The following is a 14,301-nucleotide window of genomic DNA, read 5'->3' on the forward strand; positions in this document are numbered from 1 at the left end:
GAAGCCCCGAGCCCTGCCGAAGGAGAACCCCTGTGATTGAGCTGAAGACGCCTGCCGAGATCGACAAGATGGCGGTGACCGGCCGTTTCGTCGCGAAGACCTTGGCGGAGCTGACCTCGATCGCAGAACCCGGTATGGACATCATGCACCTGGAGAAGCGGGCCCGGAAGCTCATCGAAGACGCCGGTGCGAAGTCCTGCTATTGGGACTACGCACCGTCCTTCGGTTCGGGCCCTTTCCGCAATGTCATCTGCCTGTCTGTCAACGACGGGGTCCTCCACGGCAAACCGCACAGCTATGTGATGGAGGACGGCGACGTCCTGACTCTCGACTTCGCCGTGTCCATCGACGGGTGGGTCGCCGACGCCGCCCGCTCCGTCGTCGTCGGCGACGGCCGCGAGGAGGACCAGCGTCTCATCGACTCCACCTGGGCCGGCCTCGAAGCGGGCATCGGTGCGGCGCAGGCGGGCAACCGCCTCGGCGACATCTCGAAAGCCATCGGAGATGTCGCCGGTGCTCAGCGCATCCCGGTCAATCTCGACTTCGGCGGTCATGGCCTCGGGCACACGATGCACGAGGATCCGCATGTTCCCAATCGGGGCAAGGGCGGTCGCGGACTCGTGCTCAAACCGGGCCTGACACTGGCGATCGAACCCTGGTGGTCGTTCACCTCGAAGAAGCTCACCGTCGACAAGGACGGCTGGACCCTGCGCCTGGCCGACGGCTCGAACGGCGCGCATTCGGAGAACACGATCGCCATCACCGAGGACGGTCCCAGAGTCCTCACCACCGTCGACTGACCGGCTGCCGCACTCCTCGCGAAGGGCGCCCGACGATCTCGTCGTCGAGCGCCCTTCCGCTTCCCCACCCCCTGTGTCAGCTGCTCATGCCAGAATTGCGGTATGTCTTTCACCTGCACCGAATGCGGCTATTCGACGGTCAAATGGCTCGGACGCTGCCCCGAATGCCAGGCCTGGGGCACCCTTGAGGAGAAGGGCGCGAGCTCGTCGAAGGTGAAGACCAAGGTCAAGAAGTCCAGCGGAGCGAAGCCGATCAACGAGATCGACTCCACCCTGGCTCAGGCGAAGTCCACTTTCGTCCCCGAACTCGATCGGGTGCTCGGCGGTGGGATCGTGCCCGGCGCGGTCGTCCTGCTCTCCGGAGAACCGGGAGTCGGCAAGTCGACGCTGCTGCTCGATGTAGCCGCGAAGACAGCGATGTTCGGAGCCAAAGTCCTCTACGTCACCGGTGAGGAATCAGCCGGACAGGTCAGACTGCGGGCCGAACGGATCAATGCCTTGGCAGATTCTCTCCTGCTGGCCGCAGAGACCGATCTCGGTTCGGTCCTGGGCATGATCGAGGCGGAGGAGCCCGAGCTGCTCATCGTCGATTCGATCCAGACACTGGCCTCTTCCGAGGTCGAAGGGGTGCCCGGCGGAGTCACCCAAGTCCGCGAGGTCGCCGCAGCCCTCATCAGGGAGGCGAAGGCCAAATCTCTGCCCACTGTGCTCGTCGGCCACATCACGAAGGACGGCACCATCGCCGGACCGCGTCTCCTCGAACACCTCGTCGACGTCGTGTGCACCTTCGAAGGCGAGCGGCATTCGCGTCTGCGCATGCTGCGGGCGGTGAAGAACCGCTTCGGTCCCACGGACGACGTGGGCTGCTTCGATATGGAGGAGAACGGGATCAAGAGCCTCGAGGACCCGTCCGGGCTCTTCCTCTCCCGCAGCGGAGCGAATCCGCCGGGAACCTGCCTGACCGTCACCCAGGAGGGCAAACGCCCATTGCTGGTCGAGGTCCAATCTCTGGTCACCGAGTCCGCCGGTGGCCAGTCGCGCCGGTCCGTGTCCGGGGTCGATTCCTCACGAGTGGCGATGATGCTGGCCGTGCTCAGTCAGAACATCCCGAATTCCAATCTTTCCAAGAGCGATGTCTTCACCGCCACGGTCGGCGGTGCGAAACTGGCGGAACCGGCCAGCGACCTCGCCATCTGTCTGTCCCTGGCCTCGGCCGTCATGGGCAGGCCTCTGGCCAAGAGGTTCGTGGGCATCGGCGAGATCAGCCTGTCCGGAGAGATCCGCAACGTCCCCAACCTCGGCCAGCGCCTCAACGAAGCCAAGCGTCTGGGCATCACCCACGCCATCGTGGCCAAGGGCGCCATGAGCAATGTGGCCACGCCGCAGGACATGAAAGTGAAGGGATGCGAGCATATCGCTGAGGCGGTCGAGATCCTGCTGAAGAGCTGAACGTCTCGAGGAAGTTCGGGACTTTCGGACGAAAATGGAGCATCCTTGAGTCATGACCACGACAGTTTTTCCGGCAATGAGGACCACGGATGCGGCAGCGACGATCGCTCTGCTGGTCACGCTCGGGTTCACTGAGCGTGTGGTGATCCGCAATGAACAGGATCCCGAACTCGTCGAGCATGCCGAATACGCGCTCGGTGATACCGGTGGGATCATGTTCGGGTCCGTCCGCAACGACGGGTCAGCACTCGACGCGGTCGGCGGCAGCTCGATCTACGTCGTCGTCGACACTGAACGCGAAGTCGATCGTCTCTATCAGGAGATCGTCGATATGGGGCATGCGATCGTCCGACCCGTGGCGACGCAGGACTACGGCGGACGGGAGTTCGACTTCCGCGACCATGACGGCAATTCCTGGGGCGTGGGCTCCTACCGCGGAGCCTGACCTGCCGTCCTCCGGTCCAACGGACTCAGTTCTGCGAGCCCTCTGACTCCTGGTCCTGCGGCTCACCCTCCGAGGGCTTCTCCTCGGAGCCGTCCTTCTCCCCGGACTCCTCCTCAGAAGAGTCCTTCTTCTCAGACTCCTCCTCTTCGGCCTTCTTCTCCTCGGCCTTCGCGGCAGCGTCCTTCTCAAGCTCGAACGTCGTCGGCTTGCTCTCCTTGTCATCGAGCTTGACGATGAGATCGTATTCGCCCGGCGCGAAGTCGTCATCCTTCCGATTGCAGTTCTTGTCGACCGGGATCCGGTTCCACTTGAGCTTCGCGGTCTTCTCCGAGTGCGGTGCGAACTCGGTTGAGACTTCCGCGTTCTCGTCCTTCGACGCCGCACAGTACTTCGACGACCAGACGACGTCGCCGTCCTTCTCGACGACGAACTCCTGCTGCTTGGTTCCGACCTCGATGAGACAGGTCGCGGTGTGCTTGTTCTCGATGACCATGCCGAACTCGGGTTTCTGCCCGTCCTTCACGGATTTCGGATCGACTTTCGCTTTGAGGGCGATCTTGTCCTCGGGACATCTTCCGCTCGCAGCCTTCTTGTCCGGCACCGGAGCCGCCGTGGTGCTTTCGGACTGTTTCTCCGGCTCTGCGGTGACCTCGTCTCCATCTCCTCCGCTGCCGCCGATGGCTTTGGCGATGCCGACGATGCCCAGCACCAACAGCCCGAGGACGACGAGGCTGAGTACGCCCAAGGTGATGCGGCGTCTGCGGTACACGTGAGCAGGCAGCTTCCCGCTAGACTGGCGAGGCTGCCCCGCAGCTCTCTTCGGCTGCGAACCGCGATTGGAAGGAGTCATCGCTTTGAGCCTAGGCAATTGCGAATGAGCAACCAAATGACACACCGAGTCGGTCTCGAATCGAATGCGCACCGGTCTGCCGCTCCATTTCCCGAGGTCGCCGAACCGCTGGTGCGACGCGTGCAGACGACGATCACCTCCTGGTTCTCCTCAGCTGCTCGCGACCTTCCGTGGCGAGAGGCGGACACCAGCGCCTGGGCTGTGCTCGTCAGCGAGATCATGTCTCAGCAGACGCCCGTGGCCCGGGTCGAGCCGCGCTGGCGGGAGTGGATGGAAGCGTGGCCGACCCCTGCCGACCTCGCCGCGGCTCCGACCGCCGACGTCCTCCATCGGTGGGGCCGCTTGGGGTACCCGCGCAGGGCGCTGAGGCTGCAGGAGGCCGCTCGCGTCATCGCCGAGGACCTCGACAATGTGGTTCCCACGACCGTCGAGGAACTCGAACGGCTGCCGGGCATCGGCTCCTACACTGCCGCGGCGGTGGCTTCCTTCGCTCACGGAAGGCGCACGACGGTCCTGGACACGAACGTGCGACGGGTTCTCGTCCGCCTCTTCGCGGGCAGGGAGCGGCCCACCGCTTCACCCGGTCGGAAGGAGACCGACTGGGCCGCCCGCTTCGTTCCCGAGGACGATCATGTGCGATGGAACGCCGGGGTGATGGAGTTCGGCGCTCTGATCTGCACAGCACGCAGCCCTGACTGTGCCGCCTGTCCGCTGCGCGACATCTGCACCTGGTACCGGCTGGGCAGGCCCGCCTCGGCCACGAAGCCGAAGATTCAGAAGTGGACGGGGACGGACCGCCAGCTGCGTGGGGCGATCATGGACGTGCTCAAGACAGCTCACGCCGCCGACGCGCGACCGGCAGGGGTCCGCGTCGACCTCTTCACCACCTCGGTGACCGAGCTGGATCCCGAGTTCGTCGAAGAGCTCGATGAACCGACAGCGGCCGCAGTGGCCCGCGTGCGCGAACTCAGCGCGGACCGGGAACGAATCGCTCGCCTCATCTCGGATCTCGTCGCCGATGGCCTGGCCGGGAAGGTCGACGGCAGATTGGCGTTGCCGTCCTGACGGCAGGAGCGCTCGGTCAGAGGTACCTGATCATGCGCGAATTGCCCAAGGTGTTCGGTTTGACCCGCGCCAGGTCGAGGAACTCCGCCACGCCTTCGTCCGTCGAGTGCAGGAGTTCGACGTAGACCTCGGGCGAGACAGGGATGCCTTTGATCGGTTCGAAACCGAGGGAACCGAAGAACGCGGTCTCGAAGGTCAGGCAGAACACGCGATCGACCCCGATCTCGCGGGCATCGGCGAGCAGCTGGCGGATGATGGCTTTGCCCACTCCCCTGCCCCGATAGTCGGGCGAGGTCGCGACCGTCCGGGCTTCGGCGAGATCAGCCCAGATGATGTGCAATGCCCCGCAGCCGGCAAGGATCTCCGAGCCATCGGGCTGCGGGTCGACGACGAGCCAGAATTCCTGCAGCGATTCGAAGTACGTCACCGTGTCCTTGGCCAGGAGGATCCGTTCTCCTGCCAGGGGTGCCACGAGCGCCTCGATGCCCTTGACATCGCCGGTTCTGGCTCGTCGCAGATAGAGCCCACCTGGAAGTTCGTGGTTGAGATGGTGGTCTCCGGAGATCCGTTCATGATCGAATTCGGCAGAATGAGAACTCATGTCCTCATTCAACACCATTGCGTCGCGAGCATACGAAAGAGTCCGGGGAACCGGCCAGCGGCCGACTCCCCGGACTCTTTCGTCGCTATCGCTCAGGCGGAGGTGTCCGACGGTCCGTTCGAACCGGAGGACCCTGCAGCGGCGAGTTCGTTCTCCTCGTCGTCACCGGGCTTCAGGCTCTCGGTCTCGGTGCCTTCGAAGGTGAACTCGGCCTCACGGCCCTCACCCTTGACGTCGACCTTGATGGTCTGGCCCCGTCCGATCTCCTTGAACAGGATCTTCTCCGACAGAGTGTCCTCGACCTCGAGCTGGATGGTCCGACGCAGCGGCCGGGCACCCAGCACGGGATCGTAGCCGCGTTCGGCGAGCAGGTTCTTCGCCGCATCCGAGACCTCGACCTTCATGCCCTGATCGGCAAGCCGTGTGTCGAGGCGATCGAGGAAGAGGTCGACGATCTTGATGATCTCTTCCATGCTCAGCTGCGGGAACACGATCGTGTCATCGACGCGGTTGAGGAACTCGGGACGGAAGTGCTGCTTGAGCTCCTCGTTGACCCGCTGCTTCATCCGGTCGTAGTTCGTCTTCGTGTCGCCCTCGACCTGGAATCCGAGTTGGAGTCCGCTCGAGATATCGCGCGTACCGAGGTTGGTCGTCATGATGATGATGGTGTTCTTGAAGTCCACCTCACGCCCCTGGGAGTCGGTGAGGCGACCATCCTCGAGAATCTGCAGCAGCGAGTTGAAGATGTCCGAATGAGCCTTCTCCACCTCGTCGAAGAGGACGACCGAGAACGGCTTGCGGCGGACCTTCTCCGTCAGCTGACCGCCCTCTTCGTAGCCGACGTATCCCGGAGGGGAGCCGAAGAGACGAGAAACGGTGTGCTTCTCCGAGTACTCCGACATGTCGAGACTGATGAGGGAATCCTCATCGCCGAAGAGGAACTCGGACAGCGCCTTGGCCAGCTCGGTCTTGCCCACGCCGGTCGGGCCGGCGAAGATGAACGAACCGGACGGACGCTTCGGGTCCTTGAGGCCGGCGCGGGTGCGGCGGATCGCGCGGGAGATCGACTTGACCGCGTCGTCCTGACCGATGACTCGCTTGTGCAGCTCGTCTTCCATCCGCAGCAGTCGCGAGGACTCTTCCTCGGTGAGCTTGAAGATCGGGATGCCGGTGGCTGCAGCGAGCACCTCGGCGATGAGATCGGCGTCGACGACCTTCGAGGTGTCGGTGCCGGACTTGCGCCAGGCTTCGGTCTGCTCCTCCTTCTCCTTGACCAGCTTCATCTCGGAGTCGCGCTCCGAAGCGGCCAGCTCGAAGTCCTGAGCATCGATCGCAGCCTCCTTGCGGTGGCGGGCCTCGAGGATCTTCTCCTCCAGATCCCGGACCTCCTGGGGCACCGACAGCCGCGAGATCCGCAGCTTGGCACCGGCTTCGTCGATGAGGTCGATCGCCTTGTCCGGCAGGTACCGGTCATTGATGTAGCGATCGGACATGTTCACCGCGGCAGCCAGGGCACCGTCGGTGACGGTGACCTTGTGGTGTGCCTCGTACTTGTCCCGCAGCCCCTTGAGGATCTCGATCGAATGCGCCAGCGACGGTTCGGGAACCTGGATCGGCTGGAACCGGCGCTCGAGGGCGGCATCTTTCTCGATGTGCTTGCGGTACTCATCGAGGGTGGTCGCGCCGATGGTCTGCAGCTCCCCACGAGCCAGCATGGGCTTGAGGATCGAGGCGGCATCGATCGCGCCCTCGGCGGCGCCGGCACCGACCAGGGTGTGGATCTCGTCGATGAAGAGGATGATGTCACCGCGGGTGCGGATCTCCTTGAGCACCTTCTTCAGGCGTTCCTCGAAGTCGCCGCGGTAGCGGGAACCGGCGACCAGCGATCCGAGGTCGAGCGTGTACAGCTGCTTGTCCGTGAGGATCTCCGGCACATCGCCGTTGACGATGGCCTGTGCGAGCCCCTCGACGACGGCGGTCTTACCCACACCGGGCTCGCCGATGAGGACCGGGTTGTTCTTCGTTCGGCGCGAGAGGATCTGCATCACGCGCTGCATCTGATCGTGTCGGCCGATGACCGGGTCGAGTTTCGCCTCACGGGCCGCAGCCGTGAGATTGGTGCCGAACTGGTCGAGCACGAGCGACCCCGAAGGCGCCCCTTCCTCGCGTCCGCCGGCCGAGACGGGCTCCTTGCCCTGGTAGCCGGAGAGCAGCTTGATGACCTCCTGGCGCACCCGCCCGAGGTCGGCACCGAGCTTCACGAGCACCTGAGCCGCGACGCCCTCGCCCTCACGGATGAGGCCGAGCAGAATGTGCTCGGTGCCGATGTAGCTGTGGCCCAGCTGCAGTGCCTCACGGAGGCTGAGCTCGAGGACCTTCTTCGCCCGCGGCGTGAAGGGAATGTGTCCGCTCGGTGCCTGCTGGCCCTGTCCGATGATCTCCTGGACCTGGTCGCGCACCTGCTCGAGGGAGATGTCCATGCCCTCAAGAGCCTTCGCCGCCAGACCTTCACCTTCGTGGATCAGGCCGAGCAGAATGTGCTCGGTGCCGATGTAGTTGTGTTTGAGAAGTTTCGCTTCTTCCTGCGCGAGCACCACAACGCGTCGTGCTCGGTCGGTGAACCGCTCGAACATTTTCATCCTCCTCGGTCTTCTTATTCTTCTGAGCCTAACGACGATGAGCGCGGTTCTATTGCACGTTTCGCCGTCAGCCGAAACCGTTCGGCTATGGGCGAAATTCCATTGCCATCGGGATGCGCCCTCCTTGTGCGCAAGGTGGGAAGCGCCTCCTTGCGGCGAAGGCAGCAGGGCAGAAGAAGGCCGTCTGAGTCGATGGGCCTCCCCGCATCGGCCTGCCGCGCCAGCCAGGTCGTGTGAATGAGCGTCGCCCCAGCCTGTTCCGGCTGGGGCGACGCTGTCGCACTTTCCGCGAGCTAGGCGAAGAGACTGACTCCGCCCGGCCCCACGAGGCAGCCGACCACGATGAGGACGATGCCCCACAGGATCTGCTTGCGGAAGATCGCGAAGATGCCGGAGATGACGAGTATGGCAGCGATTATCCAGAGTATGAAAGCCATTGTGCTGACCCTTCCTTCCATGTTTGACGGTGGGTACTGCGCCGACAGGATGCGGATCCTGCCGGAGTCTCAGTGTCGCGGCGAGTCAGGGTCCTCGATGTTGCGCCGTCCCGCTTGTGGATCGACGCTGCGATCATCGAGCCTGTTCTCGTCGGCAGCACGAGCGCCGCCGGCTTCGGTGCGTCCGTCGGCAGTCCTGCTGCGGTTGCCGTGCGCGTCGACATCGGGGTCGAGGTCATCGGCGTGACGGAGCCTGCGTTCCTGTTCATCACGCTCGGCACGCGCCACGCGGTCGCGCTCGGCGGCTTCGGCGTCCAACCGTTCCGCTTCGGCCTGTCTGCGCTTGGCTTCGGCGGCCTGCACCTCCGCGTCGGCGTCGGCCTGTTTGGCTTCTGCCCGACGCTGCTCCGCTTCGGCCTCACGAGCATGCAGCTGGTGCTCGGACTCGGCCGTCTCCTGACGGATCCTCGCCGCCTCCAGACGCTGATGCTCGCGCTTCTTCGCAGCGGCCTTCCGGCTCACCGCGACAATGATGCCGACGACAATCAGAACTACGACGACTGCTGCGACTATCCAGATGATGGTGGTGGCATTCATGCGTTCTCTCCTTGCTGTCCGTTCGGTTGCCATTGATCACGTGGAACCGATCAACAGGGTGAAGTCATCGTTGCACGCCATCACCGGCCTGACAAGGACCTTCTCGTTTCCGCCCCGATCGCCGAGGTGGCCCGGATCCCCGCTTCGGTCTGTGCTGCAGGCTCCGGCCCTGCACGCTCGTGTCTATCGCGGATGCCTCGTCCGGACGCCGCCGTCGGCGTCCTCGGGCGATCGATTCTGCTCAGACTCGAACTGCTCGTGGCCGCAGACATCATTCGCAGTCGCCGTGGCTCCTTCGTCGCAGACCCGCAGATACCGGCCCAGGACTCAACCTGCCTTGTCGCGCGTGGAAATAGCTTGTGTCATTTGCCATATGCGAGCGGCATCTGCGCGGTGCGTTCGTCGAATTCCTGGCAGTTCCCTGTGTTTCTGTCACCGCGCCGGATTTCCTCATATTGTTCCCCAGCAGTTCATGAAATGAATCCATAGACAAAGAACTGAGGGGCCAGCGAATTTCTTCGCTGGCCCCTCAGACCTATTCGGATGATTCCGCCGCTCGGAGGCGAACCCTTATTTCTCCGCAGCCTCGTAGGCTTCGACGATTTCGAGCGGGATGCGACCGCGGTCACCGAGCTGGTAGCCGTTGTTCTGAGCCCACTCGCGGATCTTCGCTGTGTCCCGCTTCGGTCCTGAGGCCGAACCGCCGCGACGACCCCGCCCGCCGGTATTGGCTACGCGACGTGCTTTGGCGATGAATGGGGCGAATGTCTCACGGAGCTTTTCGGCATTCTCTGTCGAGAGTTCGAGTTCGTAGGTCGCCTGGTCCAGGCTGAAGCGAACGGTTTCTGCCGCTTCTGTTCCGTCGAAATCATCCGTGAGAACGAGGCGCATTTCCCTTGCCATGTTCACTCTTTTCATGATCAGTGGTCTTTGTCGCAGTCATCTTAACATCCGATTCCGAATTATTCTCGCTCTCGCTAACGTCAATCTCCGAATAGTATTTATCCACTTGTTCGCGCTCATTGCGATCGGCGCGGAAGATATTCCTAATGACATACCAGAACAGCAATCCCACGCAGATCGAAGGGAGCAGCGCTTTGAGGATATCGAGCATCGTGATCAGCCCTCCTGAGCCGTGTCCTCATGCGAAGCGGCCAAAGGCTTCGTGAATGGGAACAGGATTGTTTCGCGGATTCCCAAACCGGTCAATGCCATGAGCAGACGATCGAGCCCCATGCCCATCCCGCCGGTCGGAGGCATTCCGTGCTCCATCGCCATGAGGAAGTCCTCGTCGAGGCCCATCGCCTCTTCGTCGCCGCGGGCGGCATCGGCGGCCTGGGCCTCGAACCGCTGGCGCTGGATGATCGGGTCGACGAGCTCCGAGTAGCCGGTGGCCAGTTCGAAGCCGCGCACGTAGAGGTCCCATTTCTCGACGACGCCCTTCTTCGTCCGATGCTCCCGCACCAACGGCGAGGTGTCGACCGGGAAGTCGGTGACGAAGGTCGGTTCCCACAGCCGATCCTGATAGAAGTGCTCCCACAGCTCCTCGACGTATTTGCCGTGTGAGCGGAAGACTCCCGTCAGATCGACATCGTTGTCGGCGGCGATCTTGTCGAGCACGTCCAGACCCGTCTCGGGAGTCACTTCGACGCCGGATTCCTCGGACAGGGAATCGTACATGCTCACGACCGCCCAGTCCCCGCCGAAATCGAATTCAGTGCCGTCCTCAAGGGTCACGACAAGTGAGCCGGTGGCATCCTGCGCGGCGTTCTGGATCAGAGTCTTCGTCAGATCGGCGATCGAATGGTAGTCGCCGAAGGACTGGTAGGCCTCGAGCATGGCGAATTCAGGGGAATGCGTGGAGTCAGCACCCTCATTGCGGAAATTGCGGTTGATCTCGAACACGTTCTCGATGCCGCCGACGATGGCCCGTTTGAGGAACAGCTCGGGGGCGATGCGCAGGTACATGTCGATGTCGTAGGCGTTCATGTGGGTCTTGAACGGGCGAGCCGAGGCCCCGCCGTGCATCGTCTGCAGCATCGGGGTCTCGATCTCGACGAAGTCCTGCTCGGCGAAGGTCCGACGCAGCGAGGTCATCACCTTCGCGCGAGTGAGCATTGTCTCCCGCGCCTGTTCTCGGGTGATGAGATCGAGGTAGCGCTGGCGGACACGCGTGTCCTCGGCCAGTTCGGTGTGCAGGCCCGGCAACGGACGGATCGCCTTCGAGGCGAGTGCCCAGGAGTCCGCGAGCACCGAGAGCTCTCCGCGCTTGGACTTGATCACCCGGCCGTGCAGGAACAGGAAGTCGCCGAGGTCGACATCGGTCTTGAAGTCGTCGAGGCGCTCCTGACCGACCTCGCGCAGCGAGAGCATCCCCTGCAGGCGAGTTCCGTCACCGGACTGCAGCGTGACGAAGCAGAGCTTGCCGGTGGTGCGGACGAAGACGACACGGCCGATGACGCCGACGATGTCCTCGGTCTCATCCCCTGCCTCGAGCCCGTCATGGGCGGAGTGGACCTCGACGAGGGTGTGGGTGCGGTCCACAGATACGGGGTAGGCTTCGGTTCCGGCATCGAGGAGACGCTGGCGCTTTTCCTTCCGGATCCGGATCTGCTCCGGATCGAGATGTTCGGGTGAAAGGTCTGCGTTCTCAGTAGTCTTCGAGTCGGTATTCGCCATGCTTCAAGGCTACCGTGGACCGGGCATGCGGGGGAATTCGGATTCAGTCGAGGATCGCCAGTATCCGCTGTGCCTGAGCCTCGGTGATCCGTCCCAGCGCCAGGGCCTTCGCCGTCGTCGATCGGGCCAGCGCGATGTAGCTGTTGCGCGCCCCGGGATTCGATCGGCTCAGGCTGAATTCGCTCAGCGCCGCCAGATGGGCTTCGACGGTCCCGACGTCGCCGCGGCTGACCGGTCCCGTCAGCGCCTTCGGTCCGTTCTGCAGGGTGTTGGCCACGCTGGCGTCGACGAGGGCATGGAGCACATGAGAGGGGTCGGCCGCCCCCGCTTCGGAGAGCATCTCCATGGCTTCGGACAGGATCGTGATCGAGTGGTTCGAGGCGTGGGTGATGGCTGCGTGGTAGAGAGGGCGGTCGGCCTCGGCGATCTCGATCGGTTCGGCACCCAGTTCGACCACGAGCGCTTCTCCCACCGGACGGATCGGTGCAGGGGCGGTGACGGCGATCGTCGCCTGGCGCAGCCGTGACAGATCCACGTTCGTCCCGGTGAATGTCAGGGACGGGTGCAGAGCGATGGGCAGAGCGCCGCGCCGAGTTCCCGCTTCGAGGATGTCCGTGCCGTACCTGCCCGAGCAGTGCACGAGGATCTGACCGGCATGGATGCGGCCGAGGTCGGCCAGGCCGGTCACCAGAGGAGCGATCTCGTCGTCGGGGACGGCCAGCAGCACGAGCTCGGCTCGTTCGGCGATCTCGTCGGGGTCGAGGACCGGGACGCCGGGCAGCATGTATTCGGCGCGTTCGCGACTGGCCGCCGAGGTGGCGCTGAGTCCGATGATCGCGTGTCCGGCTTGCCGCCAGGCTGCTCCGATGCTGGCTCCGACCCGGCCGCAGCCGATGATTCCGATGCCCAGTCGCGGCGCATCCTCCTGACTCATCGTTCGTCCTCCTTCGCAGTCTTCGCGGCGTCATCGTAGCGCAGGCGGGCGATGCGAGTGCGTTCGGCGTGCTCGGTGAAGAAGCGCTTCGCCTCGTCTTCGCTCTGGTGGGTGACTCGGGGATCGATGGGGCCGGCGGTCGAATGCACGGCCACCGTGCCGAGTCCGAGAGCGCGCATGAGCGGACCCTGGTGGTAGCGCAGGGACTGCACTCGCACGTGGGGGACGAAATCGACGCGTCGTTCGAGCGCACCGAGCCGCAGCACGAGCATCGAACCGGTCAGCGCATAGGCCCGCCGTTTCCACACGAGGGGGTCGAGGATCCGTGAGGAGCGGGGCTGGCTGTGGAAGAGCATCTCGGCGGCCGGCGCCTGCGGATCGCTCGACCTGCGATCGTACATGGCCGAGCGGACCAGGGTGTCGGCGGCGATATCGTCGGGCAGCTGCGGATCCGGCAACGCCAAGCCGACCATGAGCAGCGCCTGCTCGACGTCGCCGACCGGCAGCAGCAGGTTCGAGTCCTTGCTGCCGCCGGCGCTGGCGATATTGTACTCGGCCTGCCACCATCCGGCCCAGCGCCACAGCAGCGGCTGGTGGAGGCACACCGCCTGCAGGCGATCGAGTGGGATGACTTTCCGTGAGGTCGAGAACAGGCCGTGGCTGACGGCGAGACCGTTCTCGTCGAGGCGGACGACGAAGTTCGCGTTGTCGAGGTTCTTCTTGAACACGGAGAAGGCCGCGAAGACTCCGGGCAGGACACCGACGAGCATCGGGATGAACGCTTCCTTGACTCCGAAGGCAAGGAGCACGATGGCGCTGATGACGACGAGCACCACCACGGCGATCGACACCAGAGTCTCGGTCTTGAGCAGGGAGGCGATCACGACCCGGTGGACGGGAACGCGGATGATCTCGCCTTCTCTGCCGATGCTGGGTGCGAGGCGGTAGGGGGCGAGGAGATCGTTGAGCCCGGATTCGGCCTCGGCCGAGACACCGTCGGCCATGGCGCCGAGCCGTTTGGTCAGGCGCACGCCGAGGCTGTCGTCTCGCCGTTCGGGAATGGAGCGGTCGATTCCTTCGGCGGTCTCACCGGGGCCGCCCGGCTCCTCGGCTTGGTGCCCGACCGTTGCGGAGGGGATGGCGGCGACCGGACCTGATGCGGGTGCAGCGGCACCGTGGGCGGGTGCGCTCTCCTCCCCGGTGGCCGCCTCTCCCCCGGAGCTGCGGTCGTTCGCCTGCGTCGCTGTGCCCTGTCGCTTCTTCGCCCTGACCGCGTTCAGCAGTTCGTCGCGCAGCTCTTCGGCTCGTCTCTTCGACAGGTATTTCAGGGAGATGTTCGAATCCGTCCCGCCGGCGACGTCGAAGACGAGTTCGGCCATGCCGAGCAGCCGCGGCAGAAGCTTCTGCTGCAGGTCGATGGACTGGACCCGATCGAGGCGGGCCTTGCGCAGCTTCTTCGACAGCAGCCCCCGCCGGTAGTAGATCGCCTCGGCGTCGATCCGATAGCCCATGACCCGCCAGGCCAGCCAGCTGAAGAAGGCGGTGAGCAGGAGGACGAGGACGATCCCGCCGACGACGGCGAGGATCACCAGCGGATGTCCGCGCAGCCAATCGGCGAAGGTCAGGTTGACGCTGCGGCCGGAGGCCAGGTCCTCCACCGCCGATTGGAAGAAGTTCTGCAGACCATAGGCTGCGGCGATGAAGATGCCGACGAGAACGCCGAGGCTCTCGAGGATCGGCGTCAGCGGGTGGACGCGGTGCCAGACCTCGGGTGCCGCCTCGGCGGGTGGCGAGCCCTCATTCAT

At 64.2% G+C, this 14,301-nt stretch carries 14 protein-coding genes; 4 read left to right on the plus strand and 10 right to left on the minus strand.

Annotation, left to right across the window (positions count from 1 at the left end):
• The first annotated feature begins 32 nt into the window (after positions 1-32).
• From map to IIE29_RS13760, 3 genes are all read left to right on the plus strand, one after another.
• Positions 33-800 (plus strand): type I methionyl aminopeptidase, encoded by a 768-nt coding sequence (map, locus tag IIE29_RS13750; RefSeq protein ID WP_209325856.1) that lies wholly within the window; start codon positions 33-35, stop codon positions 798-800.
• Between the two features lie 102 nt (positions 801-902).
• Complete coding sequence (gene radA, locus IIE29_RS13755; RefSeq protein WP_209325857.1) at positions 903-2,249, plus strand: DNA repair protein RadA; 1,347 nt, start codon at positions 903-905, stop codon at positions 2,247-2,249.
• Positions 2,250-2,301: 52 nt separating this feature from the next.
• A complete protein-coding gene (locus IIE29_RS13760) occupies positions 2,302-2,694 on the plus strand; it encodes a VOC family protein (protein ID WP_246475951.1) in 393 nt (130 codons plus the stop codon).
• 25 nt (positions 2,695-2,719) lie between these two features.
• Here IIE29_RS13760 and IIE29_RS13765 read toward each other — a convergent pair whose 3' ends face one another.
• Entirely contained in the window at positions 2,720-3,463 is a 744-nt protein-coding gene (locus IIE29_RS13765) for a hypothetical protein (protein ID WP_209325858.1), read from the minus strand.
• A gap of 117 nt (positions 3,464-3,580) precedes the next feature.
• On the opposite strand from IIE29_RS13765, the gene IIE29_RS13770 reads away from it, so the two are divergent.
• Positions 3,581-4,609, plus strand: a complete 1,029-nt coding sequence (locus IIE29_RS13770) for an HhH-GPD family protein (RefSeq protein ID WP_209325859.1) — start codon at positions 3,581-3,583, stop codon at positions 4,607-4,609.
• Between the two features lie 16 nt (positions 4,610-4,625).
• Here IIE29_RS13770 and IIE29_RS13775 read toward each other — a convergent pair whose 3' ends face one another.
• The 9 genes from IIE29_RS13775 to IIE29_RS13820 all read right to left on the minus strand — a co-directional run bounded on the left by IIE29_RS13775 (position 4,626) and on the right by IIE29_RS13820 (position 14,301).
• Positions 4,626-5,210 (minus strand): amino-acid N-acetyltransferase, encoded by a 585-nt coding sequence (locus tag IIE29_RS13775; RefSeq protein ID WP_209325860.1) that lies wholly within the window; start codon positions 5,208-5,210, stop codon positions 4,626-4,628.
• 92 nt (positions 5,211-5,302) lie between these two features.
• A complete protein-coding gene (locus IIE29_RS13780; RefSeq protein WP_209325861.1) occupies positions 5,303-7,843 on the minus strand; it encodes an ATP-dependent Clp protease ATP-binding subunit in 2,541 nt (846 codons plus the stop codon).
• A gap of 299 nt (positions 7,844-8,142) precedes the next feature.
• On the minus strand, positions 8,143-8,286 hold the full coding sequence (locus IIE29_RS13785) for a GPGG-motif small membrane protein (RefSeq protein ID WP_209325862.1): 144 nt from the start codon (positions 8,284-8,286) through the stop codon (positions 8,143-8,145).
• Positions 8,287-8,355: 69 nt separating this feature from the next.
• Positions 8,356-8,883 carry a hypothetical protein gene (locus IIE29_RS13790; protein ID WP_209325863.1) on the minus strand — a complete coding sequence of 176 codons (528 nt, stop codon included), beginning with the start codon at positions 8,881-8,883 and terminating at the stop codon, positions 8,356-8,358.
• Between the two features lie 570 nt (positions 8,884-9,453).
• A complete protein-coding gene (locus IIE29_RS13800) occupies positions 9,454-9,786 on the minus strand; it encodes a histone-like nucleoid-structuring protein Lsr2 (RefSeq protein WP_209325865.1) in 333 nt (110 codons plus the stop codon).
• A complete protein-coding gene (locus IIE29_RS13805) occupies positions 9,752-9,997 on the minus strand; it encodes a hypothetical protein (protein WP_209325919.1) in 246 nt (81 codons plus the stop codon). The genes IIE29_RS13800 and IIE29_RS13805 overlap by 35 nt, the downstream gene beginning before the upstream one ends.
• A gap of 5 nt (positions 9,998-10,002) precedes the next feature.
• A complete protein-coding gene (lysS, locus tag IIE29_RS13810; protein ID WP_209325866.1) occupies positions 10,003-11,562 on the minus strand; it encodes a lysine--tRNA ligase in 1,560 nt (519 codons plus the stop codon).
• A gap of 43 nt (positions 11,563-11,605) precedes the next feature.
• A complete protein-coding gene (locus tag IIE29_RS13815; protein WP_209325867.1) occupies positions 11,606-12,496 on the minus strand; it encodes a Rossmann-like and DUF2520 domain-containing protein in 891 nt (296 codons plus the stop codon).
• The gene (locus IIE29_RS13820; RefSeq protein ID WP_209325916.1) at positions 12,493-14,301 is read right to left on the minus strand and encodes a PH domain-containing protein; all 1,809 of its coding nucleotides are present in this window, start codon (positions 14,299-14,301) and stop codon (positions 12,493-12,495) included. Before IIE29_RS13820 ends, IIE29_RS13815 begins: the two co-directional genes overlap by 4 nt.

The sequence above is a fragment of the Brevibacterium renqingii genome (assembly GCF_017808095.1).
GTDB lineage: Bacteria > Actinomycetota > Actinomycetes > Actinomycetales > Brevibacteriaceae > Brevibacterium > Brevibacterium renqingii.

What these genes read in the sequence shown, in the direction of transcription:
- radA (WP_209325857.1), top strand. Translation starts at nt 903, where the DNA reads ATGTCTTTCACCTGCACCGAATGCGGCTATTCGACGGTCAAATGGCTC.
- IIE29_RS13760 (WP_246475951.1), top strand. Translation starts at nt 2,302, where the DNA reads ATGACCACGACAGTTTTTCCGGCAATGAGGACCACGGATGCGGCAGCG.
- IIE29_RS13770 (WP_209325859.1), top strand. Translation starts at nt 3,581, where the DNA reads ATGACACACCGAGTCGGTCTCGAATCGAATGCGCACCGGTCTGCCGCT.
- IIE29_RS13775 (WP_209325860.1), bottom strand. Translation starts at nt 5,210, where the DNA reads ATGAGTTCTCATTCTGCCGAATTCGATCATGAACGGATCTCCGGAGAC.
- IIE29_RS13780 (WP_209325861.1), bottom strand. Translation starts at nt 7,843, where the DNA reads ATGTTCGAGCGGTTCACCGACCGAGCACGACGCGTTGTGGTGCTCGCG.
- IIE29_RS13785 (WP_209325862.1), bottom strand. Translation starts at nt 8,286, where the DNA reads ATGGCTTTCATACTCTGGATAATCGCTGCCATACTCGTCATCTCCGGC.
- IIE29_RS13790 (WP_209325863.1), bottom strand. Translation starts at nt 8,883, where the DNA reads ATGAATGCCACCACCATCATCTGGATAGTCGCAGCAGTCGTCGTAGTT.
- IIE29_RS13800 (WP_209325865.1), bottom strand. Translation starts at nt 9,786, where the DNA reads ATGGCAAGGGAAATGCGCCTCGTTCTCACGGATGATTTCGACGGAACA.
- IIE29_RS13805 (WP_209325919.1), bottom strand. Translation starts at nt 9,997, where the DNA reads ATGCTCGATATCCTCAAAGCGCTGCTCCCTTCGATCTGCGTGGGATTG.
- lysS (WP_209325866.1), bottom strand. Translation starts at nt 11,562, where the DNA reads ATGGCGAATACCGACTCGAAGACTACTGAGAACGCAGACCTTTCACCC.
- IIE29_RS13815 (WP_209325867.1), bottom strand. Translation starts at nt 12,496, where the DNA reads ATGAGTCAGGAGGATGCGCCGCGACTGGGCATCGGAATCATCGGCTGC.
- IIE29_RS13820 (WP_209325916.1), bottom strand. Translation starts at nt 14,301, where the DNA reads ATGAATGAGGGCTCGCCACCCGCCGAGGCGGCACCCGAGGTCTGGCAC.